Source organism: Serratia proteamaculans (assembly GCF_004684015.1).
Taxonomy (GTDB): Bacteria; Pseudomonadota; Gammaproteobacteria; order Enterobacterales; family Enterobacteriaceae; genus Serratia; species Serratia proteamaculans_F.
Genome location: NZ_SRIA01000015.1, coordinates 102,988 through 126,854, shown reverse-complemented (window position 1 = coordinate 126,854; position 23,867 = coordinate 102,988). Strand labels below are relative to the sequence as shown.

Below are 23,867 nucleotides of genomic sequence, written 5' to 3'. Positions count from 1 at the left end.
GGGAAAGGAAGGTAACGCTCTGGGGCACAAAGGGATGAGGAACCTCATCCCTGGACATTCAAAACCGGGTTATTATTTAACAGCCTCGCGCAGCCATTGCCGTAATTCGGTCAATTCGGCGGCCTGTTCGGGGTACTGCAAAATCAAAACATCGCAGCAATTAGCCAACGCCTCACTGCGATAGACGCAGCCCACCAGCATCTCGGCCAATCGTTGCAAGGGTGCCGGGTTGAGACTGTCGGTAAAAATCTGTGCCCGGTAGATAGCGCCTTTTTCCACGTCAAAGAAGATATCTACCCCACCCCAGACAAACCGCTCATTGAGCAGGTGACTGAACGCCGGAGCCTTGCCGAAATTCCATTCCCAACTGCTTTGTTTGGCAAACTGCGCGGCAAAATCCGGCAAATCGGGGTAAACATCGGGAGAAATGATTTCTGCTTTCGCGGTCTCGCCATAATGGTCAAAGAACGCCTGGGTTATCGCGTCACACACCTGCTGGTGGCTGATATCGGCTTTAAACTCCGCCAGATTGGCAACGCGAGAACGTACCGAGGTAATGCCCTTGGCCTGTAGCTTTTTAGGGTCCGGATTAAGGTAATCGGCCAGGCGATTGAGATCCGCGTTCAGCAGTAAGGTGCCATGGTGGAACCCACGATCCTGAGTTTCCCGGTAGGCCGAGCCGGAGATTTTACGCACACCCTCCGCAGTATCAATCACCAGATCATTGCGTCCCGATGCGCTGGCCGTAATGCCCAGCTGAGCCAGAGCTTGCAGAATGATGCCGGTAGAGACGGTTTTATCGTAACCGGGTTTACCCGCCATAAAGGTAAAGCAGGTATTGCCCAGATCGTGGAATACCGCACCACCGCCGCTGCTACGCCGAGCAAGACGAATACCGTCCTGCTCCATTCGGCGGGTGTTGCACTCTTTCCAGGGGTTTTGGGACTGACCAATGACCACGGTTTCGGCATTGCGCCACAGGAACAGAATTTTCTGCGTAGTCATTTCGCGGAAGATGCACTCTTCCACGGCCAGATTGAACCAGGGATCGTAGGAATCGGAAATCAGCAGGCGTAAGTTACTCATGGCGGTCACCGTTAAGGACGTGATGCCGCCATGATACACCAAATCAAGAGGTTAAGACTAAATGCGCCGCGCCTGCCAGTAGACCTTCTTCCAGTACACGTTGTTCAGCGAGGAACGCATCACGCCGCGGCTGGTCGAGGCATGGATAAACTGATCGTTGGTGTCATAAATGCCCACATGCAAACCGTTCTCACCGCCACCGGTTTTGAAAAACACCAGATCCCCAGGCATCAGCTCATCGCGCGAGACTTTGGTCCCCAGCGAAGTTTGTGCTTCAGTAGAGCGTGGTAATTGCATATCGAAACGATCGCTGAAGGTGCGATAAACAAACCCGGAGCAGTCGACGCCACCGCGGTCTAACCCGCCATAGCGATAAGGGGCACCGTACCATTGACGCAGCTGTTCGTTTAACTGCGCGACAACCACAATCGAATCGGCCAGCCGGCCGCTTGGCGGTGGTGCATGGCTGCTACAACCGGCAAGAATCAAACTGGCTAATAAAAACCAAATACGCATCCGCATAATATCCCTTCATTGAACAGATTGCCGCTTCATGCCACCTGCTAAAGCATTTCGCCTGCGGGGCAAAGCTGGCACCAGCTAAGGAAAGCGCTATTTGGGGCTAATTTATCCCCCGACAGGGGAAAAAGGCAAGCATGATGAAGGAGATAATCGAATTGGCGCCGGTTTTTGCGCTATTGGGGCGTTTTTACCTGGGTCTGACTGTTAATCAGCCACACGCCAAACAGGATAAACAGCGTGCCCAAGGTTTTCAGCAGCGTGGCAGATTCGTTAAACCACGGCAGGATCACCGCCGCCAGATAGACCAGCGCATAACTTACACTCAACAGCGGATAAGCACGGTTGAGTGGCAAATGGTGCAACGCGAAGAACCAACACAACATGGACAGCGCATAGCCGAAGATCCCCCCACTGACCGCCAGTAAGGGCACCCAATACTGGGTAAACAGACCCAGTGTGACATCGGCAAACGACATCAGTGGGATCTGCGCCATGCCCCACTTCATCAGCAATTGTGCCAGCGTGACTAACAGCACGCTGGCCGCGCCCCAGGCATAGCCTTTCATGGATTGATACTCATCAGCAGGATCCCCAGCATGATTGAAGCCACTCCGTACCAATGGCGTGCGGTGGTGGGCTCATTAAACAGCCAGCGGGCGGCCAGCGTCACCAGAACAAAATTCAGGCTAAGCGTCGGATAGGCCAGGCTGAGCGGCAAACGTTGCAATACGTTAAGCCACACCGCCATGCCCAGTCCCAGCAGCAAGACTGCCAGCGCCAGCCAGCGCAGCGTTACCCCCCTTCTGACTTCGGGAGGTAACTGCCAGCTCAGAGCGGCCTGTTTCTGGCACAGCTGCCCACCACAGGTGAGCAGACTGACCACCACCACCAACAAATAGCCGACTATCATGGCTGCTGTTGGTACCAGAACAACGCCAGACGGTTCATCACCTCGACCTTATCGGCTTTCGGCAGGTTTTGCTGATCAATGCTTTCTCCACGCGACAACTGCAACACCAGTGAGACATCACCCTGCTTGCGCGCCTGCGCCAACCACTGCGGGAAATCACTGTCGCTGATGAAATGGCTGCGCGCATCCGGATACTCCAAACCATAAGAAATCTCTCCCTTCTGGTTAAACATCAACACATCGCTGCGCTTCAATTCCCAGGCCAAACCTGCCGCCACGCCAACGCTGTCGGTCAGCACGTAGCGGCTGTGGCTTAACTCAGCCATATTTACCCGGGCGAAGTTTTGCGGCAGCTTGGAGTCCGTCACCTGTTGTGGAATGGCGTAACCAATCAACAGGCACAGCAACACTGGGCAAGCCGCTGCCCAGCTCCAGCGGTGTGCATTGTTACGCACCGACACCACGGCAAACAACAACCAGCCGGCAAAGGCGATAATGCCGATAACAATTTTCGGCCACTCCTGCGCGGAAAACAAATGCACTTTAGGTAACAGTCCTGAGCCCAGAACCACCAGCGCCAGGATGCCGATTAATCCGAACAATCCGTTTAATACGGCGTTAACCTTGAATACCTTGCTGCGCAATGCCGCCACGCAATCTTCGGCATAGGCCGCCATCAGCAACGCCAAGGGTGCCATGCACGGCAGAATATAGGTTGGCAGCTTGCCCTTGGCGATGCTGAAGAAGATCAACGGCATCATCACCCAGCTAAGCAGGAAGAACAGCTCCGGGCGCTGAACGCGCTCCCGCCAGCCTTTGAGCAAGGATCCCGGCAGCAACGCCAACCAGGGCAACACCGCCGCCATCAAAATCGGGATGTAATACCAGAACGGGGCTTTATGTTGTGCATTGTCCTCGGCGAAACGTTGAATATGCTCCACCCAGAAGAAGTAGTTCCAGAAATCCGGTTCACGTTGTGCGATAGCCAACGCCCAAGGCAAGCTCAGCAGCACCGCCACCACGATAGCTACTGGGCCGTAGATCAGCAGGTCTTTAATTCGCCGTTGTTGAATGACTATCGGGATCACCGCGATCACCGGCACCGCCAGTGCCAGGAAGCCCTTGGTCATAAAGCCCATACCGCAGGCCAGACCCAACAGCACGTAGCCGCCCAGCTTGCCTTTGGCCGTGGTCGCTTTCAGCGTCAGATAATAACTGACCATCGCGGCGGCCAGCCACAAGGAAATCATCGGGTCCAACACGCTGTAGGTGCCGATGCTGAACACCAGAACCATCGACAGGAAAATCAATGTCGCCAGGCTGGCGCGGCGCGCATTGCGCCACATCAACATCGCCAGTGCAAAGACCAGCAGCGCCGTCATGCCGGTACTGAATACCGAACCAAAACGCACCGCAAAGTTGGTATCGCCAAACAACCATTGGCTGATGTTATTGAACCAGTACCCGGCCACCGGTTTTTCAAAATAACGCAGGCCAAGCAAATGTGGCACCACCCAGTCGCCGCGTTGCAACATTTCGCGGCTAATCTCGGCGTAGCGGGTTTCATCCGGTTGCCATAGCAGGCGACCGTTGAGAGGAATCAGGTAAACCAGAGCAAAAAAAATGGCCAACAAAATGGCCCATGATCCTTTTAGCGCCTTCATGAATCGTCCTTCACATCGGTTTGACAACCCAGCCAACCTTCGCGGCCAGGGAAAGGAGCACGCTCGACGCGGCCCAATGGCAATGACGCCAAATCTTGAGGCAACAGTGCGCTTAACGGACAGAATTCTATGCCCTGCCGCTGCGCCCGCTGCAGTAACTGCTCAAACATCGCGGCCTGTGACATGCCCTCCACCTCGGTATGAATGGTATACACCGGCACACCGCGATCGTTTTCAATCGCCCGCAGAATGTAATCGTTGAAGTCAGACATACTCACTTCACTGCCAATCACCTCATCAAAGGTGGGCAAAGTGACCGGGATCTGTACGGTTCCCACCCGACCATCGCTTAACACCGGACGGAAGGGATGGGTGCCACGGCAGTCGCTGTTGTAGTGAAAACCAAAGCGCTGCTTCACTTCCAATACCCGCGTATCGGCACGCCAACCGGCAACCGCCGAGCATTTGACCGGCTGACCGGTACTGTTGGCCAGCGCATCGACACCGAGCTGAACCTGCTGCATCAGCTCGGCCTCAGACCAACGGCCCACTTTGGCCTGCCAACCCTGGTGATCCCAGGCGTGCAGCCCCACTTCATGTCCGGCCTGGGCAGTCAGTTTCATCAACGGCCCCAGGGCACGGGCAATATTACGCCCCGGCCAGGCCGTGCCTGCCAGCAAAATATCCCAGCCGTACAGTGACGCAGCATTAGAGCGCAGCATTTTCCACAGGAATTTCGGACGCAAAAGGCGCCACAGATGGCGCCCCATATTGTCCGGTCCAACGCTGAAGAAGAAACTGGCCTGTATATTGTATTTGTCGAATAGCTCCAGCAACTGCGGCACCCCTTCCCGGGTGCCGCTGAAGGTATCTACGTCAACTCGCAGACCGACTTTCTTCATGCACCATCACCTTCCTGAACGGTGGTACGCAGGAAGTAATCCAACGTATCAGCGACGGTTTGTTGCATGGCGATGGTTGGCTGCCAATCCAGCAAGCGGCGGGCATTCTTGATGCTCGGCGTGCGGTGCTCAACGTCCTGATAACCTTTACCGTAATAGCTGCTGCTTTCAACGTCCTTGAAGCCGGCAAACGGCGGGAAACGATCGCGCAGCGGATGGTTATTGAAGCTTTCGAGCAGCATTTCTGCCAATTCGCGGATGCTGGCTTCGTTGGTCGGGTTACCGATGTTGACGATCTGACCGTCGCACAGGCCATCACGGTTTTCGATAATACGGAACAGCGCTTCGATACCGTCATTGATGTCGGTGAAGCAACGTTTTTGCGCCCCACCATCCATCAATTTAATTGGCGAGCCTTCTACCAGGTTAAGGATCAACTGGGTAATGGCACGGGAAGAACCGATACGCGCGGCATCCAGGTTATCCAGACGTGGGCCCATCCAGTTAAACGGACGGAACAGAGTGAACTTCAAGCCTTCTTTGGCACCGTAGGCCCAGATAACTCGATCCAGCAACTGCTTGGATACCGAGTAAATCCAGCGCTGTTTGTTGATCGGGCCGACAATCAGTCGTGAGTGGTCTTCGTCGAATTCCTTGTCGTCACACATGCCGTACACCTCGGAGGTGGACGGGAAGATAATGCGCTTGTTGTATTTCACGCAGTCACGGACGATTTTCAGGTTTTCTTCAAAATCCAGCTCGAATACGCGCAGTGGGTTACGGGTGTATTCAATCGGCGTGGCAATCGCCACCAGCGGCAGAACCACGTCACATTTTTTGATGTGGTACTCGATCCACTCGGAATGGATGCTGATATCCCCTTCCACAAAGTGGAAGCGCGGGTTATCCAGGAAACGGCTGATAGCGTCAGAACCGATATCCAGACCGTAGATATCGTAACGGTCATCACGCAGCAAGCGTTCGGTCAGGTGGTTACCGATAAAACCGTTAACGCCGAGGATCAGCACGCGGGTTCTGCGCTTCATCACTGCGTTAGGTTTCGCGGCCAGACGGACATCGGTGACGATACCCATTTCCTGCGCCAGACGAGTGCCTTGTACATACAGGCCCGATTCGTTTTGGCCGGCCACAATTTCCAGCGCGCCTTCACCGCAAGCAATGATCAGCGGAGAGGTGTTGAGCACGGTACCCGGTTGCTTGTCGTGCTGGGTATCCAGCACGCGAGCACGCCAGACAATCAGTTTACGCTGACCAAGGTAGCTGAAAGCACCAGGATAAGGTTCGGTCACGGCGCGGATCAGGTTGTTGATTTCCTGCGCGGATTTATGCCACAGAATTTCACCGTCTGCCGCAGTGCGACGACCAAAATAGCTGGCTTCCGCTTCGTTTTGCTTAGTGAATGAGGCAGTCCCGTTTTTCAGCTTCGGCAGTTGCTCTTTCAGCAGCGTCTGTGCCGCTTCCAGCACTTTTTTGTGCAGCGTCAGCGCGGTATCTTCAGCGGTAATCGCCACTTTTTGTTGGCCAACAATATCACCGGCATCCGGACGCTTAACCATTTTGTGCAGCGTGGCGCCGGTTTCGGTTTCTCCATTGACCAGCGCCCAGTTTACCGGTGCGCGACCACGGTAATGCGGCAGTAGTGAGCCATGCAGATTGAAGCCGCCTTTTGGTGCCAGTGCCAGCAGTTCTTCGCTCAGCATATTGCGGTAATAGAATGAGAAAATAATCTCAGGCTGCATTTCGCGGATACGTTCAATCCACAGCGGGTGGTTAACGTCTTCCGGCGCATAAACCGGCAACTCCAATTCGGCACCCACACGGGCAACGGAGGAGAAAAAGTTGTTCTCACCAGGATCGTCGGTATGCGTGAATACCGCCTGAATATCATAGCCTGCGTCAGTCAGCGCTTTCAGACCCGCGCAGCCAATATCATGGTAAGCAAAAACGATAGCTTTCATTATTCTTCTTCCTGAGTATTGTGGTTCGGCTGCTCACCGACCACCTTCTGAACAAAATAACGGGGGCGAGCACGAACGTCGGTGTAGATACGACCGATGTACTCTCCCAACAGGCCCATGCCGACAAACTGGGCGCCGATAAAGGTAAATAACACGGCAAACAGGGTGAACACCCCGCCGCCCGACCATTCAGGTCCCATAATCAAACGCAGGGCGATCAACAGTACCGCCAGCACAAAACCTGACAGCGCCACCACACTGCCCACCACGCTGAGCAAACGCAGCGGTGTTGTGGTCAGACAGGTGATCAGGTCATACATCAGGTTAATCAGCTTCATCAGGCTGTATTTGGAATCGCCAAACTCACGCTCCGCATGAAGCACTTCAATTTCAGTGGTGCGACGGGCAAAGGTATTGGCCAGAATGGGGATAAAGGTACTGCGCTCGTGGCAGTTCAACATCGCCTCGATAATATGGCGGCGATAGGCGCGCAGCATGCAGCCATAGTCACCCATCGATTTACCAGTGGCACGTTGGATCATCATATTGATGATGCGCGAAGCGCTTTTGCGGAACCAGGAATCCTGACGGTTGGCGCGCACGGTGCCCACCACGTCGTAACCTTCTTCCGCCACTTTCACCAGACGAGGGATCTCTTCCGGCGGGTTTTGCAAATCGGCATCCAGCGTAATCACCAGATCGCCGCTGACCTGATTGAAACCGGCCATGATGGCTGAATGTTGGCCATAGTTACGGTTGAGCAACACGGCAATCACACAACTGCCCGGCTGTTCGGCCGCGGCGGTCAGCATATCGGCAGAATTGTCGCTGCTGCCGTCATCGACCAGGATAATTTCATAAGCTTGGGTCAGTTGTTTACAGGCGGCGGTGGTACGTTCGAGCAAGGCAGGTAAACTTTCCTGCTCGTTATATACCGGGATCACCACCGAAACTTTTTTTATCGGTTCAACGCGAGACACGTAACGACTCCACAACAGAAGACAAGGCTTTAACCACGCGATCAACATCGGCGTCGGTCATATCAGGGAATAGCGGCAAGGTGCACAGACGTGCCGAGTTCCATTCGGTATTGGGCAAGGACAGCTGCGGATAGCGTTCACGGTAAAATTTCTGGGTGTGGGCGGCGCGGAAATGCAGACCCGTACCAATACCCACTTCTTTCAGGCGTTCCATTAACTGGTCGCGATCGATACCGCAGCGGTCAGCATCAACACGCACCATAAACAGATGCCAGGCATGGTCGTGCGGATAATCAGGTACCCCCAACGGCAGGAAAGGCGAACCTTCCAGTGCGGTGAGGTAACGCTGCGCCAGCGCCTTGCGGCGAGCATTAAGCTGCGGCAGACGGGCCAACTGCACCACGGCGATAGCCGCGTGGATATCGGAAAGATTGTATTTGTAACCCGGCTCGACCACTTCGGCCTGTGGCTTGCGCCCCAGTTGCTGGCGGTCAAAAGCATCAACGGCCAGGCCGTGGAACTTCAGGCAGCGCAGGCGATCCGCCAGTTCGTCATCGTCGGTAGCGATCAGGCCGCCTTCGGCACAGGTCAGGTTTTTAATCGCGTGGAATGAGAAAATTGCCGTGCCGCGAGCCCCTACCCACTCACCGTTGTAACGGGCACCCACCGCATGGGCGGCGTCTTCAATCAGGGGAAGGTTGTGACGTTTAGCCACTTCACGCAATGCATCCATCTGCAGTGGAGCGCCGGCGTAGTGTACCGGGACAATGGCTTTGGTTTTCGTCGTAATGGCGGCTTCAACATCACTGGCGCTGACCATCAGCGTATCGCGGTCAACGTCAATCATCACCGGCGTCGCGCCGAGCAATTCAATCATGTTGAGGGTAGAAACCCAGGTCTGTGAAGGGGTGATAACTTCATCGCCTGGGCCAATGTTTAGCGCCATCAGGGTGATGTGCATACCCGCAGTAGCGGAACAGACGGCAATGGCGTGTTTGCAGCCGAAGGTGGCACAGAACTCACTTTCCAACTGCTGATTTTGCGGCCCGGTGGTGATCCAACCTGAGCGCAGTACCTTTTCTACCGCCGCGATCTCTTCATCGCCAATCGCCGGGCGTGAGAAAGGTAAAAATTGATCCATAGTTAACCCCAAACGTATCAAACTGCTTTAATGACACTGTAGATCTCTTTTATTTAACGAATATTAAACGCCAGAGAGAATCGTTCCTGGTGGATTAACTGCCAATGTACGGCCGCAAGCTTAACTAAACCTTAAGATGCGATTTATTATCAGCTAGCTATCTGATCTGCGGGGGCCATCATCATTAAATTAAATTGATTTGATAATCAATTAGTTATAGTTATATGTGATTATTTAATTATTTTGTTTGAACTCAATCATCGTAGCACGTCAGCGACGGTTTTCAAGATTGATGAGGTAATTTTTAGAGCGGTGGAAAAATAAAGCCGGTCGTTACCCGGCTATTTATATCAGGTCCGTTTATTTTTCGTTTAAGTCGCATTTTCAATGCACTAACACATTATGCCGTTTTGGTCATAATCCAGCGTTGATCGCCCACCGCCTGCAGGTGAAAATCCACGTCATAGATCTGTGAAAGCAGTACCGGCTCCATCACTTCCCGCGTGGTTCCCTGCGCGACAAGACGCCCGGCATGCAGCAACCAGACCCGATCGGCCTGCTGCAAGGTATGATTAAGGTCGTGCGCGCAAACCAACGCACTGCGCCCACTCTGACAAAACTCACGCAGCAGTCGATCCAGCGCCACCTTCTGCGCTACGTCCAGACTATTGGTCGGTTCATCCAGCAGCAACAGTTGGCTATGAGGATTGACCGTCGGCCAAACCTGCAGCAATACCGCGGCCAGCCGCACCCGTTGCCATTCACCGCCGGACAACTGAGTCAGCATGCGCGGCAGCTTGTCCATCAATTTTAAACGCTGGCACAGATAAACAATGGTGCTCTCCAGCGCCTGTTCCGTGCTCCCTACAGGCCGATGCAGTTCCAGATACTGGAATACCGGCATCAGCGCCACCGGTGGCTGTTGCTGGCTTAAATAAGCACGGCGCAGAGCCAGCTCATTGCCCTGATAACCCGCCAGCGGTTGGTCTGCCAGCAGGATCTCGCCCGTGCCGGGCAGTATGCCCGCCAGGCACGCCAGCAGTGTACTTTTGCCGGCACCGTTCGGACCAATAAGGTGAAACTGCAACCCAGCATCGACCTGTGCTGAAAACGGGGACAGACGCCCTTCTACCCCAACCTGACTGAGTTGCAGCATTATGAATTATCGCTCCTTCTTTATATTACTCGGCCAACGCCTGTTTGACGGCGGCCACCAACACAGGATCTTCCGGTGTCATGTCCGGGGAGAAACGTTGGATCACCTTGCCATCACGTCCGATCAGAAATTTCTCAAAATTCCACAGAATGTCACCGGTTTGTTTCGGTGCCCGGCCTTTACTGCTCATGCGCTCCAGGAACCCACTGTCCTGCGGCGCCACGGCCTGCGGTTCGGCAGCAATCAGTGCCTGGTACAACGGATGGCGGTTTTCGCTGTTCACTTCAAGCTTGGCAAACATCGGGAACTCAACGCCAAAGGTGCCACGGCAAAACGCCAGGATCTCTTCGTTGCTGCCAGGCTCCTGCCCGAGGAACTCGTTGGATGGGAAGCCCAATACCTCAAACCCCTGGTCACGGTAGGTTTCGTATAGGGCTTCCAGCCCAGCATATTGCTTGGTCAGGCCGCATTCCGAAGCCACATTAACCACCAGCAACACACTGCCTTTATATTTGCCCAGCGTGGTGGATTGATTTTCGATAGTGTTCAGCGGAATGTCATAAATCGCTTGAGTCATGGAGCTTATCCTCTTGTTTTACTTGCAGGTGAACAGAGAAACTACCTTAAGCTTTTTACCCGGGTCAGTAACCAGATAAATAGCGGTGCCCCCAGCGTGGCGGTTACCACGCCGATGGGTAATTCAGCCGACAGCAGCGTAATACGCGCCACCACATCGGCCGCCAGCAACACACCGGCACCCGCCAGTGCGCAACCCGGCAATAAATATCGCTGATTGGTCAGGCCGCTGAGACGCAGCATATGCGGTATCACCAGTCCGACAAAGCCAATCACCCCGGCCAAGGCTACACTGACGCCTACCAGCCAGCCGATAGCCAGTACCAGTAAATTACGCCACAGGTGCAGGGAAAGCCCGAGCTGACGTGCCTGTACCTCGCCCAGTGCCATAAAGTTTAGCGCCTTGCCCTGGCAACACAGCCAAAGCAGCACCGGTAACAACGCCAGCACCAGCCATTTCTGCCGCCAGTCGACACCGCCAAAACCGCCCATCATCCAATACATCAGCTGACGCAGGTCCAGGCTGGAACTAAAATATACCGCCCAGGTCATCACCGCGCTACACACTATGCCCAAGGCAACCCCCACCAGCAGTAAACGTGCATTGGTCAGACGTTTTCGTCGGGCAAAACTCAGCAGCAGGAAGGTCATGATCAGCGCACCGGCAATGGCGCTCAGGCTCATTAACGCTACCGGCAGCAGGCCGTTACCCAGCAGCACCGTCAACACCAATGCCACCCCGGCTCCGTTGGCGACACCCAGCAAACCCGGTTCGGCCAGCGGATTTTCAAACAGCGACTGCATCACCGCCCCGGCTACCGCCAGGCTGGCCCCCACCAACATCACTGCCAGCGCACGCGGCAGGCGCAACTGCCAGACAAACAGCTGCGCGGCTTCACCCGACCACTGTGAGGGCCAAAGCCAAACGTCGCCCGCGCTGAGGCTGAAAACAAAAGCCACGGCAACACCCAGCGTTAGCAGCAACAGTTGGCGTTTATCGCGATGGCGTTGTTTGTGCAGCAATAAGGTAAAGGTCTGGCTGGCTGACATAGGCGTGGCGATTCCCTGCTGGCCGCTGAGGCGGCCGAATAATTGACGTCTGGGTCAAATATTAGGGGGTTAGTAGCCGAAGGGAAAGCATTGCATCAGGTGAATCGCAGGAAAACAGCAGCTAATCCTGCCAGTCACCCGCAAGTGATGGCAAAATCAGCCGCCGTTGAATCAATTAGCGACGAGGGTCGTTATCGTTTTGCGGGTAAGGTTTACCGTGGCCATTGCCATTACCATTACCATTACCATTACCACGGCCATTGTCGCGATCGCCGTTGTCATGATGGTTACCATTGTCATGATGGTCGCCGTCGTTACGATTATCGCGCTCACCGTGGAACGGGTTACCGCCTCGCTCAGGGCCACGATGATCGTTGCCACGCGGTGGCGAGGATTGCCAGCGACCGCCATCCCAATACATACCCCGATTATTGCGTTCACCCATGCCACGCCCCTGGTGCTCATGCCACCATTGCGGCGGACGCCAGTCATAACCATCCCAATAGTAGCCCCGACGGTCCTGGTCCCCCAGATGCACCGCAACCCCCGGCACGTTGATATCGATAGAGACATCCGCCTGAGCAGCCACCGGCAGCAGCAGCGGTAAACACACCAGCAACAGGATCTTTTTCATTGTACGCTCCGACTTTATTTTCTTGCTGAGGGGGTTATATCAGTGTGCTTATTTCGCGCCTATCTCACCAATGCCTATTTTCAGATCGTTTTCATCTCCCTTACAGATTCCATACATTCAATTTTTATTGTTTGAATAAATAGCCATTAACAACCGTTAACGAATAGCTGACATAACAAATATCCTACGCCATTTATAATAATAGCCAACACCCACCAGAGAGACACTATTATGATTAAACGCATTGGACTGCTATTGACTGTTGCGGTACTGAGCACGGCGCTAAGCGCCTGCTGCTTCGGGCCTCACGGTGGTGGCCATCGTGGTGGCGGCGGATCTGGCCACTACTACAGTCACTATTAATTTTCAGGGGCTTCGGCCCCTGATTTATTTTAACCACGTCTAAAAGACAAAATAACCATAAGAATAATCCGCAAGCAATATATTATTTTAATATGAAGAGCTGACGTCAATTTTATCGGGTAGGCGTATTTATTTTCTGTAGTCTAAGAATAAACCGAAATTTGCCTCTAAAAAAGAAAAAGGCCGCAAAAGCGGCCTTTTTTGGTTTCACGCAACTTACTCTTTCGGACTGGCGTTCTCTACCCGACTTTTCAGCTTTTGCCCTGGACGGAAAGTGACCACTCGACGCGCCGTAATCGGAATGTCTTCGCCGGTCTTCGGGTTACGCCCCGGACGTTGGTTCTTGTCACGCAAATCAAAATTGCCAAAACCTGACAGTTTAACCTGCTCACCGTTTTCAAGAGCACGACGAACCTCTTCGAAAAACAGTTCTACCAGGTCTTTGGCATCCCGTTTGCTAAGCCCAAGCTTTTCAAACAGGTGTTCTGACATTTCAGCTTTAGTAAGCGCCATAGGTTCAATCCCTCAAGGATGCTTGGAATCGCTGTTTTAGAGCCTCTACACATTTTGCAACGGTAACGGCTATCTCCTCTTCTTCCAGTGTACGAGCGGTATCCTGCAATACCAGACTGATAGCCAGGCTCTTATAACCCTCTGCCACGCCCTTGCCACGGTACACATCAAACAAGTTTACGCCAACTACCTGATTTGCGCCAACTTTCTTACACTCTGCCAAAATATCTTCTGCGGGGACGTTTTCAGCCACCACAACGGCGATATCACGACGGTTTGCCGGGAAGCGAGAAATCTCCCGCGCCTGAGGCACAGCGCGGCTTGCGACCTTGTCCCACTCCAGTTCAAACACCACTGTGCGGCCGTTAAGATCCAGTTTACGTTCAAGTTCCGGATGAACCACACCGATGAAACCTACACGTTCGCCCTGGAAATAAATGGCCGCGCTTTGCCCTGGATGCAAGGCCGGATTAGCCTCTGCCTTGAACTGAATTTCGGATAATTTACCGGTCAGTTCCAGAACAGACTCCAGATCCCCTTTTAAATCATAGAAGTCGACTGGCTTACGCGCCAGATCCCAATGTTCTTCATGCGTATGGCCCGCAATCACCCCTGCCAGCATGACGTCCTGACGGATACCCAGATTTGCCGCAGTATCAGGGACAAAGCGCAGGCCGCTTTCAAACAGGCGCAGACGCGTCTGCTGGCGATTCTGGTTATAAACCACCGCGGACAGCAGGCCAGTCCACAGCGACAGACGCATGGCGGACATCTCTACCGAGATTGGGCTTGGCAGGATCAGCACTTCCTCGCCCGGGTGCAGCAAGGCCTGTACTTTAGGATCAACAAAGCTGTAGGTGATCGCTTCCTGGTAACCGTGATCGACCAGCATGGTCTTCACGCGTTTGAGCGTCAGATCGGCTTCGCGGTGCTTGGTCATGATCAGGTCAGCGCGGACCGGTACGTCAGGAATGTTGTTGTAGCCGTAAACACGCGCCACTTCCTCTACCAGGTCTTCTTCGATTTCCATATCGAAACGCCAGCTCGGTGCAACCGCCAGCCAGTTATCGCCCTGCTCGGTCACCTGGCAACCCAGACGACGCAAGATGTCACTGACCTGCTCGCTTGGCACCACATGGCCAATCAGGCGATCCAGCTTTTCACGGCGCAAAGTAATGGTAGCGCGCTTCGGCAATTCACTTTCGGTGGTTACATCGATAACCGGACCGGCCTGGCCGCCACAGATATCAATCAGCAAACGAGTCGCACGCTCCATCGCCTTGTACTGCAGCGCCGGATCAACACCGCGCTCGTAACGATGAGAAGCATCAGTGTGCAGCCCCTGACGGCGTGCACGGCCGGTAATGGCCAGCGGATTGAAGAACGCACATTCCAGCAGCACGTCCTGGGTGGATTCATTCACCCCTGAGTGTTCACCACCGAAGATACCGCCCATCGCCAGGGCTTTCTGGTGATCGGCAATCACTAAGGTATCGGCATTCAGTTTGGCTTCGGTACCGTCCAGCAACGTCAGAGGTTCCCCAACGTTGGCCATACGTACCACGATACCGCCTTCGATGCGGTTCAGGTCGAAGGCATGCATTGGCTGCCCCAGTTCCAACAGCACGTAGTTGGTGACATCCACCACCGCATCAATAGAACGAATGCCGCAGCGACGCAGTTTCTCGCGCATCCACAATGGGCTGGCGGCCTTGACGTCAATGCCTTTCACTACGCGGCCAAGGTAACGCGGGCATGCCTGTGGCGCATCTACGCGGATCGGCAGCGTATCACTAATGGTGGCTGCAACCGGGCTCATGTCCGGTTCGGTCAGGGCAACCTGGTTCAATACGCCCACATCGCGCGCCACGCCAATAATGCCCAGGCAGTCGGCGCGGTTCGGCGTTACGCTGATTTCGATCGCGTTGTCATCCAGCTTCAGGTATTCACGGATATCGGTGCCAATCGGCGCGTCTTCCGGCAACTCAATGATACCGTCGTGATCGTCGGTAATACCCAGCTCAGAGAACGAGCACAGCATCCCTTCCGAAGGCTCACCTCGCAGTTTGGCGGCTTTGATTTTGAAATCGCCTGGCAGCACCGCGCCCACGGTAGCAACCGCTACCTTCAGACCTGTGCGGCAGTTTGGCGCCCCACAGACGATATCCAGTAAGCGATCGCCGCCCACGTTGATCTTCGTCACGCGCAGTTTGTCGGCGTTCGGATGCTGACCACACTCAACGACATGGCCCACAACTACGCCATTAAAGGCACCGGCTACCGGCTCCACGCCGTCCACTTCCAGGCCGGCCATGGTAATTTGATCGGATAATGCTTCGCTGCTGATGGCCGGGTTTACCCACTCGCGCAACCAGAGTTCACTGAATTTCATGTAATATTCCCGCCTTACTTAAACTGTTTGAGGAAGCGCAGATCGTTTTCGAAGAACGCACGCAGGTCGGTAACGCCGTAACGCAGCATCGTCAGACGCTCCATACCCATACCGAAAGCGAAGCCGGAATAAACTTCCGGATCGATACCCACGTTGCGCAGCACGTTCGGGTGAACCATGCCGCAGCCCAGAACTTCCAGCCACTTGCCGTTTTTGCCCATCACATCTACTTCAGCGGAAGGTTCGGTAAACGGGAAGTAAGAAGGACGGAAACGAACCTGCAAATCTTCTTCAAAGAAGTTATTCAGGAAATCATGCAGCGTGCCCTTCAGGTTGGTGAAGCTGATGTCCTTGTCGACAATCAGGCCTTCCATCTGATGGAACATCGGGGTGTGCGTCTGATCGTAGTCATTACGGTAAACACGACCCGGCGCAATAATGCGGATTGGCGGCTGCTGCTCCTTCATGGTGCGGATCTGCACGCCAGAAGTTTGGGTGCGCAGTAAACGCGTAGCATCGAACCAGAAGGTATCGTGATCGGCGCGCGCCGGGTGGTGGCCCGGAATATTCAGCGCGTCGAAGTTATGATAGTCGTCTTCAATCTCAGGCCCGGTCTCTACGGAGAAGCCCAGTTCGCCGAAGAAAGCTTCAATTCGGTCGATGGTGCGGGTCACCGGATGCAGTCCACCGTTTTCCATACGACGGCCCGGCAGGGAAACATCGATGGTTTCTGCCGCCAGACGCTCATTCAACGCAGCAGATTCCAGCGTGTCTTTACGCGCGTTCAGCGCTTCCTGCACCGCCTGTTTCGCCTGGTTGATCACCGCTCCAGCCGCCGGGCGGTCTTCTGCCGGCACGTCACGCAGCGATTGCATCTGTAAAGTAAAATGGCCTTTCTTGCCTAAATATTCGACGCGTACCAAATCTAACGCGGCAACATCCTGGGCATCTTCTACGGCTGCCTTGGCATTGGCAACCAGCTCTGCGAGATGTGGCATTGCTTTCCTCTTCCTCTGGCCGATATGGCTCTAAGTAATTGTTATCTATTATTCGAACACGCCTTTGGCTCAACTCCAAAGCATTTTAAGTTATAGCCCGGCAATGACTGGAGATGGCCAAAAACAAAAAAGCCTCCACAGGGGAGGCTTAGGCGCTACTTTTCGTTTCTTCTCTTACGCCGAAGCCTCCAGAAATCAGGCGCTAAAGTAAAAAAAGAAACGAAAAATAACAGAGTTCATGATTGCGTTACCTTGTCGATGATTGTCCACCAGAGATACGCTGGCGGTCAATAAAAGTCAGTATTTGTCGCTGAAAAACAAAGATTAAAGAGGGAGCAAGCTCCCTCTTTAATAACTGACTTACGCCAGTGCTGCTTTCGCTTTCTCGACCAGTGCGCCAAAGGCCACTTTGTCGAAGACTGCGATGTCAGCCAGGATCTTACGGTCAATTTCAATAGAAGCTTTTTTCAAGCCGTTAATGAATTTGCTGTAAGACAGGCCGTTCACACGAGCAGCTGCGTTGATACGTGCAATCCACAGCTGACGGAACTGACGCTTACGTTGACGACGGTCACGGTAAGCATACTGGCCTGCTTTGATTACTGCCTGGAAGGCAACACGATAAACGCGCGAACGGGCACCGTAGTAGCCTTTCGCTTGTTTTAAAATTTTCTTGTGACGTGCGCGTGCAATTACACCACGTTTTACGCGAGCCATATGCTCTCTCCTAAAGTCTTATTCTAGATTCAAAAAAAATGGCTTATGCGTACGGAAGGCACGCAGTAACCAGGCCAAGATCGTTTTGTGACACCATGCCTTTCGGACGCAGGTGACGTTTACGCTTGGTTGCTTTTTTGGTCAGAATATGACGCAGGTTAGCATGCTTGCGCTTAAAACCACCGCTGCCGGTTTTTTTGAAGCGCTTGGCTGCACCACGTACAGTTTTAATCTTTGGCATTTTAATTAAATCCACTTCGCATTGTTAAACAACGAATCAGTTAGGCGAATAAAACCCACACAACGCAAGCGCTGCGTGGGTTTTATTACTTGGAGGCCTTACTGCCTCTTCTTCGGTGCGAGCACCATGATCATCTGACGGCCTTCGATCCTCGTAGGGAAGGATTCGACAATGGCCAAATCAGAATCTTCACACAGATCTTTACGGACGCGGTTAAGCACTTCCATACCGATCTGTTGGTGCGCCATTTCACGCCCACGGAAACGCAGGGTGATTTTGGCTTTATCGCCATCTTCCAGAAAGCGAATCAGGTTGCGTAGTTTTACCTGATAGTCGCCATCATCGGTACCAGGACGGAATTTGATTTCCTTGACCTGAATAACTTTTTGCTTCTTCTTCTGTTCTTTTGTCGACTTGCTCTTCTCGTAGAGGAATTTGCCGTAATCCATGATTCGACAAACTGGCGGTTCGGCATTTGGGCTGATTTCTACTAAATCAACGCCCGCTTCCTCAGCTTTTTCAAGAGCTTCATTCAGACTGACAATACCAATCTGCTCGCCATCGACGCCGGTTAGGCGAACTTCTTGCGCGCGAATTTCTCTGTTAATGCGATTAGGACGCGCCGGTTGAACTCGTTTTCCGCCTTTAATACTTTATTCCTCCAGTTGATGAAGACTACGGCTGCGAATCTCTTTTAGCAGCTTGTCTACGACTTCATTTACGTCCAGGCTTCCCAGGTCTTTGCCACGGCGGGTACGAACGGCAACTTTGCCTGATTCGACCTCTTTATCACCGCACACCAACATGTAAGGAACCCGTCGTAAAGTATGTTCGCGAATTTTAAAGCCAATCTTCTCATTTCTCAAGTCCGCTTTAACGCGAATACCTGCTTCCTGCAATTTTTTGGTCAATTGCTGGACATAATCAGACTGGCTGTCGGTGATATTCATCACCACCACCTGTACCGGAGCAATCCAGGTTGGGTAGAACCCTGCGTATTCTTCGGTAAGGATACCGATGAAACGCTCCATGGAGCCCAAAATAGCACGGTGAATCATTACCGGGACCACGCGATCGTTGTTTTCGCCAACATACGATGCGCCTAAACGGCCCGGTAAGAAGAAATCGAGCTGCACGGTACCACATTGCCATGCACGATCCAAACAATCATGCAGAGTAAATTCAATTTTCGGTCCGTAGAAGGCACCCTCACCCGGCTGATATTCAAACGGAATCCCGTTTTCAGTCAGCGCCGCAGCCAGATCCTCTTCCGCACGAGTCCACATATCGTCAGTACCAATGCGCTTCTCAGGACGGGTTGAAAGTTTTACCGCAATCTTGTCGAAGCCAAAGGTGCCGTAGACATCATAGACCATTCTGATGCATTCGTTCACTTCGGCACGCACCTGCTCTTCAGTACAGAAGATATGGGCGTCATCCTGGGTGAAACCACGCACGCGCATCAGGCCATGCAGAGAACCCGAAGGTTCGTTACGGTGGCAGCTGCCGAACTCGCCCATACGCAGCGGCAAATCGCGGTAAGACTTCAGGCCCTGGTTGAAGATCTGCACGTGCCCCGGGCAGTTCATCGGCTTGATGCAATACTCGCGGTTTTCCGACGAGGTGGTGAACATGGCGTCTTTATAGTTTTCCCAGTGGCCGGTTTTTTCCCACAGCACACGGTCCATCATAAATGGCCCTTTCACTTCCTGATACTGGTACTCTTTGAGCTTCATGCGTACAAAGGCTTCCAGCTCGCGGAAAATAGTCCAGCCATCGTTGTGCCAGAACACCATGCCCGGCGCTTCTTCCTGCATATGGTACAGGTCGAGCTGCTTGCCGATCTTGCGGTGATCGCGCTTGGCGGCTTCTTCCAGACGCTGCAGGTAGGCATTCAGCTGTTTCTTGTCTGCCCAGGCCGTACCGTAGATGCGCTGCAGCATTTTATTTTTGCTGTCGCCACGCCAGTAAGCGCCTGAAGTTTTCTGCAGTTTGAAGTGATGGCAGAAACGCATGTTCGGCACGTGCGGACCGCGGCACATGTCGACATATTCTTCATGGTGATACAGGCCAGGACGGTCGTCATGGCTGATGTTCTCATCCAGAATGGCCACTTTGTAGTCTTCACCACGCGCAGCGAAGGTATCGCGAGCTTCTTGCCAGCTAACCTTTTTCTTGATGACGTCATAATCTTTGTCGGCCAACTCATGCATCCGCTTTTCCAGCAGATCCAGGTCTTCCTGTGTCAGGGTACGGTCAATATCAACGTCATAATAGAAACCATTGTCGATCACTGGACCGATCGCCATTTTGGTGTCTGGCCACAGTTGTTTGATCGCATGGCCCAGCAGGTGCGCACAGGAGTGGCGCATGATTTCCAGGCCTTCGGCGTCCTTGATGGTGATGATCGCCAGTTGCGCATCTGATTCGATCAGATCGCCGGCATCAACCAATTCACCGTTTACACGGCCGGCAATACAAGCTTTCGCCAGGCCTGGGCCGATATCAAGGGCAACATCGAGGGGGGAAACAGGGTTTGCGAAATGACGCTGACTGCCGTCAGGAAGAGTAATAACAGGCATTAATAATTCCTTATCTACAGTGGTGACCCTCACGACAGATCACATGCAGTACGAAAATTGGGTTGGGATTTAGTCAGTTAGGTTTCAGATCTCGCCCACAATTGCCAGATTGATACCTAACCGGGTACGCAGAATGGAAAGCATACCTTCACAGCCATATTTGGCTAAGTGGATACTATCACTAAAATTGTTTCGGATAAATAAACTGCAATTCAGATCCAGTCAGCGAATAGCTGCAGTTCGCGACGATAAATAGTCTTTCAGGTAACTCAGAGTGGCAATCAGGCACAGGGAATACCCCAGGACTTCACAGCCCTCTTCTACCATATTCTTCACCACCCGGTTGTAACCATCGAGCATCAATGTCTGCCACAGTAAATTTATGCCGAACAGCCGTGAAAACACCAAGATGCACAGCAGGCCAGCACACATCATGCCGTAGCTCGGGTGCGTCACAAAATGCACCAACCCCTGCAATGTAGTCGCGATATGACGTGATGCATACCACAAACAAATCACTGCAACCGCCACAGCAAACCAGATCCAGGAGCCATGCCAAAGCCTGTCAAAGGCAAAATCCATCTCTCGAATCAGCATGCACAGAAAGAAACCGCCGATCAACATCCACGCTGGCCGATAAACAGCATCCCTGTATGCCACCATGAAAAAACAGGATGCTATGGCGGCAAGAATCAACTCCTGAGCTATTTCAGTTAACGAGGTTTCATAAACAAAATTATGCAACCAGTGCACGTCGATAAAAATCAGGCCCACCAAGCCAGCCAGTAGCAGGCTGCAAAGCAGAAAGTGGCGTACTTTTCCCAGTAAAATTTGCAGATTATGTTTCATAGTCACTCTCGTTATTATTTAAAGCGCGCCTATGGTATTTGTCTGTACCTGGGGATCGTGGCAATTAATGCGAAATAGAAGCAACTCAGGGAAAACTTCCGGTGAAAGGGCCATAAAAAACAAAAAAAAACAACACAACACCCTATGACAGTGCCGGAAATCACCGCGCCGGAACACGATAAAAAGGGCATCGATGTATTTCCCACTGACAAATCAGCTATGGCGAACATCCCCCACTCCCGCTATTCTGATGCCACTAACGGCAGAGTTGAGACAGCATCCCGCATCATGAATCGGTTATTGAAGTTACTCGTTGGCGTTTGCATCGTGCTGGTGGCTATTTTTGCATTATTACACCTGGGGGCAGACCGCCACCCGAGAGCCATTGCGGTAAACGAACCGCCTATCGAGTGTGAGGATGCGCAGGAGATAACCAGCGATTGTGTGAATGACGATGATGCCAACACTGACGTGCTTCCCGAGCTGGCCCCCTCCAGCACTCAGGGATAATGAGCTGCAAATCCCCTTCATCTATATTTACAGGCCGCTTCCCTACCGTTGCCGCGGAACGCACGGCAAGTTAGGGTAGGACTTTATGCTGCGTCACAACATTCACTGAAAACAGGAAGTCTGACCCATGACGAGTATTCTGCAGTTATTCCAGGCCATTGGACTGGGTTTGGTACTACTGCTGCCGCTGGCCAACCCGCTGACCACGGTCGCGCTATTGCTCGGTCTTTCGGGCAATATGACCCGCGAAGAGCGCAACCAGCAATCGCTGATGGCCTCGGTCTATGTGTTCTTTATCATGACGGTGGCGTTCTATGCCGGCCAGTTGGTCATGAACACCTTCGGTATCTCTATTCCCGGCTTACGGATCGCCGGTGGGCTGATTGTGGCGTTTATTGGCTTTCGCATGTTGTTCCCGCAGCAAAGTGCGGATGAGGCTCCAGAGGTTGAAAGCAAAAGCAATGAGCTGCGCAAAAAAACCTCGGCCAATATCGCCTTTGTGCCGCTGGCGATGCCCAGTACTGCCGGTCCGGGAACCATTGCGATGATCATCAGCTCCGCATCGAGCGTCAAAGAGAACAGCCTGGGGTTTGCGCACTGGGTGCTGCTGGTTGCGCCAGTGGCCATCTTCCTGACGGTAGCCCTGATTTTATGGGGTTGCCTGCGCAGCTCTGGCGCCATCATGAGGCTGGTGGGGCAAAGTGGCATTGAGGCGATCTCACGCCTGATGGGTTTCCTGCTGGTATGTATGGGTGTGCAATTTATTATCAACGGCATATTGGAGATCATCTCCACCTATACCCCTGCCGTTGTCTGACCTATGAATACGGGCGCTACCCGCGCCCGCTTCACTTACTTACCTGCCGGCGCCTGCGCGCCTAAAATGCCCTTGCCTTCCGGCACTTCGGTAAAACGGCTGAGGATCTCACTGTAGGTTTTCGCCGGATCCAAATCCTTGAACTGCTTCGGATAGATGAACTTCGCCAAATACTCCAGCCCAACGATATTGTACGGGTGATTGTAGAAATTGTGATAGATGCCATAGAAGCGACCGTCTTTTACCGCCGAAAGCTGGGCAAAACCAGGACGCTGTTTCATTGCGTTGAACGCAGCATCCACCTGCTGTTGCGTCACTCCATAGCCAAAAGGCACTGCGGCGTTGGTTTTGCTGGCCCACTGGGAACCGGAGACAATATAGGCATCCGGCTTCATGCTGATCACTTTCTCAAGCGAGACGTCGCCCGTCGCGCCCGGTAACAGTTCCGAACCCACGTTGCGTGCGCCTACCGCCTCAATCATCCCACCCCAACCGACATGTGCATGGGTGAAACAGCAAGACTCCAGCCCGTTCAGGCCAGCTTTGGCTTCAATAAACACCAGCGGCTTTGGCTCTACCGTTTTGGTTTTATCGAGGATGCTCTGATAGTGCTGCTGATAAAAGTCGGTGTACTGTTTCGCTTCACTTTCACGGTTCAGGGTTTCACCCAGCAACGTAATGCTTTTCGGGGTGTTCTCCACCGGTTTCAGCATGGTATCGATAAACAACACCGGGATATTCAGCGCTTGCAGCTGGTCGAGTACACCGGTTTGGCTCAATGAAGGCTTGGAGCGCAGCTGTGCCACCATCAAATCGGGATGTTTGGCGATCACGCTTTCCAGGTTAATCTCGCCCTTGTCGCTAAACCCCATATCGATAATGTTGTTGGCTTCTGGCCACTTGCTTTGCAGAATTTTCCAGGTCTCGCCATCGCTCTTCTTCAGCAGATTGTTCCACGCCACCAGCCGGCTAAAGGGGTCGGCACGGTCCAGCAAAGCCAGCGTCAGAATATCGCGCCCATCCTGCACCACAATGCGTTTCGGCTCTTGTTTAATCGTCAGGGTTTGACCGGCGGTATCGGTCAGGGTAAGCGGATAAGTGGTCGCCATCACCTGAGTAGACAGACCACAGGCGCAGGCGAAAGCCAGCAGGGTTATTCGACGGTGCACGTAAAACTCCTTAGCGTGGGAAATCAATTCAGAAATAATAATGAGAATTGCTCCCATTATCAAAGCTGGCGCCAGACGAGTCTTCGTTTAATTGAAAAGAGATGTGAACAGCAACA

At 53.2% G+C, this 23,867-nt stretch carries 26 protein-coding genes and 1 other annotated feature; of the genes, 3 read left to right on the top strand and 23 right to left on the bottom strand.

The window, feature by feature from the left end:
• Window positions 1-72: 72 nt before the first annotated feature.
• From E5C26_RS10925 to E5C26_RS10865, 13 genes are all read right to left on the bottom strand, one after another.
• Window positions 73-1,086, bottom strand: coding sequence for a lipoate--protein ligase A (locus tag E5C26_RS10925; protein ID WP_135316312.1), 1,014 nt, complete (start codon window positions 1,084-1,086; stop codon window positions 73-75).
• A gap of 57 nt (window positions 1,087-1,143) precedes the next feature.
• The gene (locus E5C26_RS10920) at window positions 1,144-1,608 is read right to left on the bottom strand and encodes an NlpC/P60 family protein (protein ID WP_135316311.1); all 465 of its coding nucleotides are present in this window, start codon (window positions 1,606-1,608) and stop codon (window positions 1,144-1,146) included.
• A gap of 173 nt (window positions 1,609-1,781) precedes the next feature.
• Complete coding sequence (arnF, locus tag E5C26_RS10915; RefSeq protein WP_135316310.1) at window positions 1,782-2,174, bottom strand: 4-amino-4-deoxy-L-arabinose-phosphoundecaprenol flippase subunit ArnF; 393 nt, start codon at window positions 2,172-2,174, stop codon at window positions 1,782-1,784.
• A complete protein-coding gene (arnE, locus tag E5C26_RS10910) occupies window positions 2,171-2,518 on the bottom strand; it encodes a 4-amino-4-deoxy-L-arabinose-phosphoundecaprenol flippase subunit ArnE (RefSeq protein WP_135316309.1) in 348 nt (115 codons plus the stop codon). Before arnE ends, arnF begins: the two co-directional genes overlap by 4 nt.
• Window positions 2,515-4,182, bottom strand: a complete 1,668-nt coding sequence (gene arnT / locus E5C26_RS10905) for a lipid IV(A) 4-amino-4-deoxy-L-arabinosyltransferase (protein WP_135316308.1) — start codon at window positions 4,180-4,182, stop codon at window positions 2,515-2,517. Before arnT ends, arnE begins: the two co-directional genes overlap by 4 nt.
• Entirely contained in the window at window positions 4,179-5,084 is a 906-nt protein-coding gene (arnD, locus tag E5C26_RS10900) for a 4-deoxy-4-formamido-L-arabinose-phosphoundecaprenol deformylase (RefSeq protein WP_135316307.1), read from the bottom strand. The genes arnT and arnD overlap by 4 nt, the downstream gene beginning before the upstream one ends.
• Entirely contained in the window at window positions 5,081-7,063 is a 1,983-nt protein-coding gene (gene arnA, locus E5C26_RS10895; RefSeq protein WP_135316306.1) for a bifunctional UDP-4-amino-4-deoxy-L-arabinose formyltransferase/UDP-glucuronic acid oxidase ArnA, read from the bottom strand. The genes arnD and arnA overlap by 4 nt, the downstream gene beginning before the upstream one ends.
• Entirely contained in the window at window positions 7,063-8,043 is a 981-nt protein-coding gene (arnC, locus tag E5C26_RS10890) for an undecaprenyl-phosphate 4-deoxy-4-formamido-L-arabinose transferase (protein ID WP_135316305.1), read from the bottom strand. The genes arnA and arnC overlap by 1 nt, the downstream gene beginning before the upstream one ends.
• Entirely contained in the window at window positions 8,030-9,184 is a 1,155-nt protein-coding gene (gene arnB / locus E5C26_RS10885) for a UDP-4-amino-4-deoxy-L-arabinose aminotransferase (RefSeq protein WP_135316304.1), read from the bottom strand. Before arnB ends, arnC begins: the two co-directional genes overlap by 14 nt.
• Before the next feature lie 400 nt (window positions 9,185-9,584).
• Window positions 9,585-10,340, bottom strand: a complete 756-nt coding sequence (gene btuD, locus E5C26_RS10880) for a vitamin B12 ABC transporter ATP-binding protein BtuD (protein WP_135316303.1) — start codon at window positions 10,338-10,340, stop codon at window positions 9,585-9,587.
• A 25-nt stretch (window positions 10,341-10,365) separates the two neighbouring features.
• Window positions 10,366-10,917, bottom strand: a complete 552-nt coding sequence (locus E5C26_RS10875; RefSeq protein WP_135316302.1) for a glutathione peroxidase — start codon at window positions 10,915-10,917, stop codon at window positions 10,366-10,368.
• Between the two features lie 41 nt (window positions 10,918-10,958).
• On the bottom strand, window positions 10,959-11,966 hold the full coding sequence (btuC, locus tag E5C26_RS10870; protein ID WP_135316301.1) for a vitamin B12 ABC transporter permease BtuC: 1,008 nt from the start codon (window positions 11,964-11,966) through the stop codon (window positions 10,959-10,961).
• Window positions 11,967-12,141: 175 nt separating this feature from the next.
• Entirely contained in the window at window positions 12,142-12,600 is a 459-nt protein-coding gene (locus E5C26_RS10865; protein WP_135316300.1) for a DUF2502 domain-containing protein, read from the bottom strand.
• A 231-nt stretch (window positions 12,601-12,831) separates the two neighbouring features.
• On the opposite strand from E5C26_RS10865, the gene E5C26_RS24890 reads away from it, so the two are divergent.
• A complete protein-coding gene (locus tag E5C26_RS24890) occupies window positions 12,832-12,963 on the top strand; it encodes a hypothetical protein (protein WP_260516244.1) in 132 nt (43 codons plus the stop codon).
• Window positions 12,964-13,179: 216 nt separating this feature from the next.
• Here the strand turns inward: E5C26_RS24890 and ihfA are convergent, their stop codons facing one another.
• The 9 genes from ihfA to E5C26_RS10815 all read right to left on the bottom strand — a co-directional run bounded on the left by ihfA (window position 13,180) and on the right by E5C26_RS10815 (window position 21,255).
• The gene (ihfA, locus tag E5C26_RS10860) at window positions 13,180-13,476 is read right to left on the bottom strand and encodes an integration host factor subunit alpha (protein WP_004943604.1); all 297 of its coding nucleotides are present in this window, start codon (window positions 13,474-13,476) and stop codon (window positions 13,180-13,182) included.
• 4 nt (window positions 13,477-13,480) lie between these two features.
• Entirely contained in the window at window positions 13,481-15,868 is a 2,388-nt protein-coding gene (gene pheT / locus E5C26_RS10855) for a phenylalanine--tRNA ligase subunit beta (protein ID WP_135316299.1), read from the bottom strand.
• A 14-nt stretch (window positions 15,869-15,882) separates the two neighbouring features.
• Window positions 15,883-16,866, bottom strand: a complete 984-nt coding sequence (pheS, locus tag E5C26_RS10850) for a phenylalanine--tRNA ligase subunit alpha (RefSeq protein ID WP_135316298.1) — start codon at window positions 16,864-16,866, stop codon at window positions 15,883-15,885.
• A gap of 122 nt (window positions 16,867-16,988) precedes the next feature.
• Window positions 16,989-17,112, bottom strand: a sequence feature (Phe leader region).
• Window positions 17,062-17,106: a pheST operon leader peptide PheM gene (gene pheM / locus E5C26_RS24705; protein WP_197724622.1), complete on the bottom strand. Its 45-nt coding sequence runs from the start codon at window positions 17,104-17,106 to the stop codon at window positions 17,062-17,064. It overlaps the preceding feature by 45 nt.
• Window positions 17,113-17,226: 114 nt before the next feature.
• Window positions 17,227-17,583, bottom strand: a complete 357-nt coding sequence (gene rplT / locus E5C26_RS10835) for a 50S ribosomal protein L20 (RefSeq protein WP_004943595.1) — start codon at window positions 17,581-17,583, stop codon at window positions 17,227-17,229.
• Window positions 17,584-17,626: 43 nt separating this feature from the next.
• Entirely contained in the window at window positions 17,627-17,824 is a 198-nt protein-coding gene (gene rpmI, locus E5C26_RS10830; RefSeq protein WP_135316296.1) for a 50S ribosomal protein L35, read from the bottom strand.
• Window positions 17,825-17,922: 98 nt separating this feature from the next.
• Window positions 17,923-18,474 (bottom strand): translation initiation factor IF-3, encoded by a 552-nt coding sequence (gene infC, locus E5C26_RS10825; protein ID WP_013812633.1) that lies wholly within the window; start codon window positions 18,472-18,474, stop codon window positions 17,923-17,925.
• A 3-nt stretch (window positions 18,475-18,477) separates the two neighbouring features.
• Entirely contained in the window at window positions 18,478-20,406 is a 1,929-nt protein-coding gene (thrS, locus tag E5C26_RS10820) for a threonine--tRNA ligase (RefSeq protein WP_135316295.1), read from the bottom strand.
• A gap of 222 nt (window positions 20,407-20,628) precedes the next feature.
• Window positions 20,629-21,255: a hypothetical protein gene (locus tag E5C26_RS10815; RefSeq protein ID WP_135316294.1), complete on the bottom strand. Its 627-nt coding sequence runs from the start codon at window positions 21,253-21,255 to the stop codon at window positions 20,629-20,631.
• A gap of 144 nt (window positions 21,256-21,399) precedes the next feature.
• Between E5C26_RS10815 and E5C26_RS24790 the strand changes: the two genes are divergently transcribed.
• Both E5C26_RS24790 and E5C26_RS10805 read left to right on the top strand, forming a co-directional pair.
• Window positions 21,400-21,765 carry a hypothetical protein gene (locus tag E5C26_RS24790; protein WP_240775968.1) on the top strand — a complete coding sequence of 122 codons (366 nt, stop codon included), beginning with the start codon at window positions 21,400-21,402 and terminating at the stop codon, window positions 21,763-21,765.
• A 127-nt stretch (window positions 21,766-21,892) separates the two neighbouring features.
• Window positions 21,893-22,582 (top strand): MarC family NAAT transporter, encoded by a 690-nt coding sequence (locus E5C26_RS10805; protein WP_135316293.1) that lies wholly within the window; start codon window positions 21,893-21,895, stop codon window positions 22,580-22,582.
• Window positions 22,583-22,617: 35 nt separating this feature from the next.
• Here the strand turns inward: E5C26_RS10805 and E5C26_RS10800 are convergent, their stop codons facing one another.
• Window positions 22,618-23,751 carry an ABC transporter substrate-binding protein gene (locus tag E5C26_RS10800; RefSeq protein WP_135316292.1) on the bottom strand — a complete coding sequence of 378 codons (1,134 nt, stop codon included), beginning with the start codon at window positions 23,749-23,751 and terminating at the stop codon, window positions 22,618-22,620.
• Window positions 23,752-23,867 lie beyond the last annotated feature (116 nt).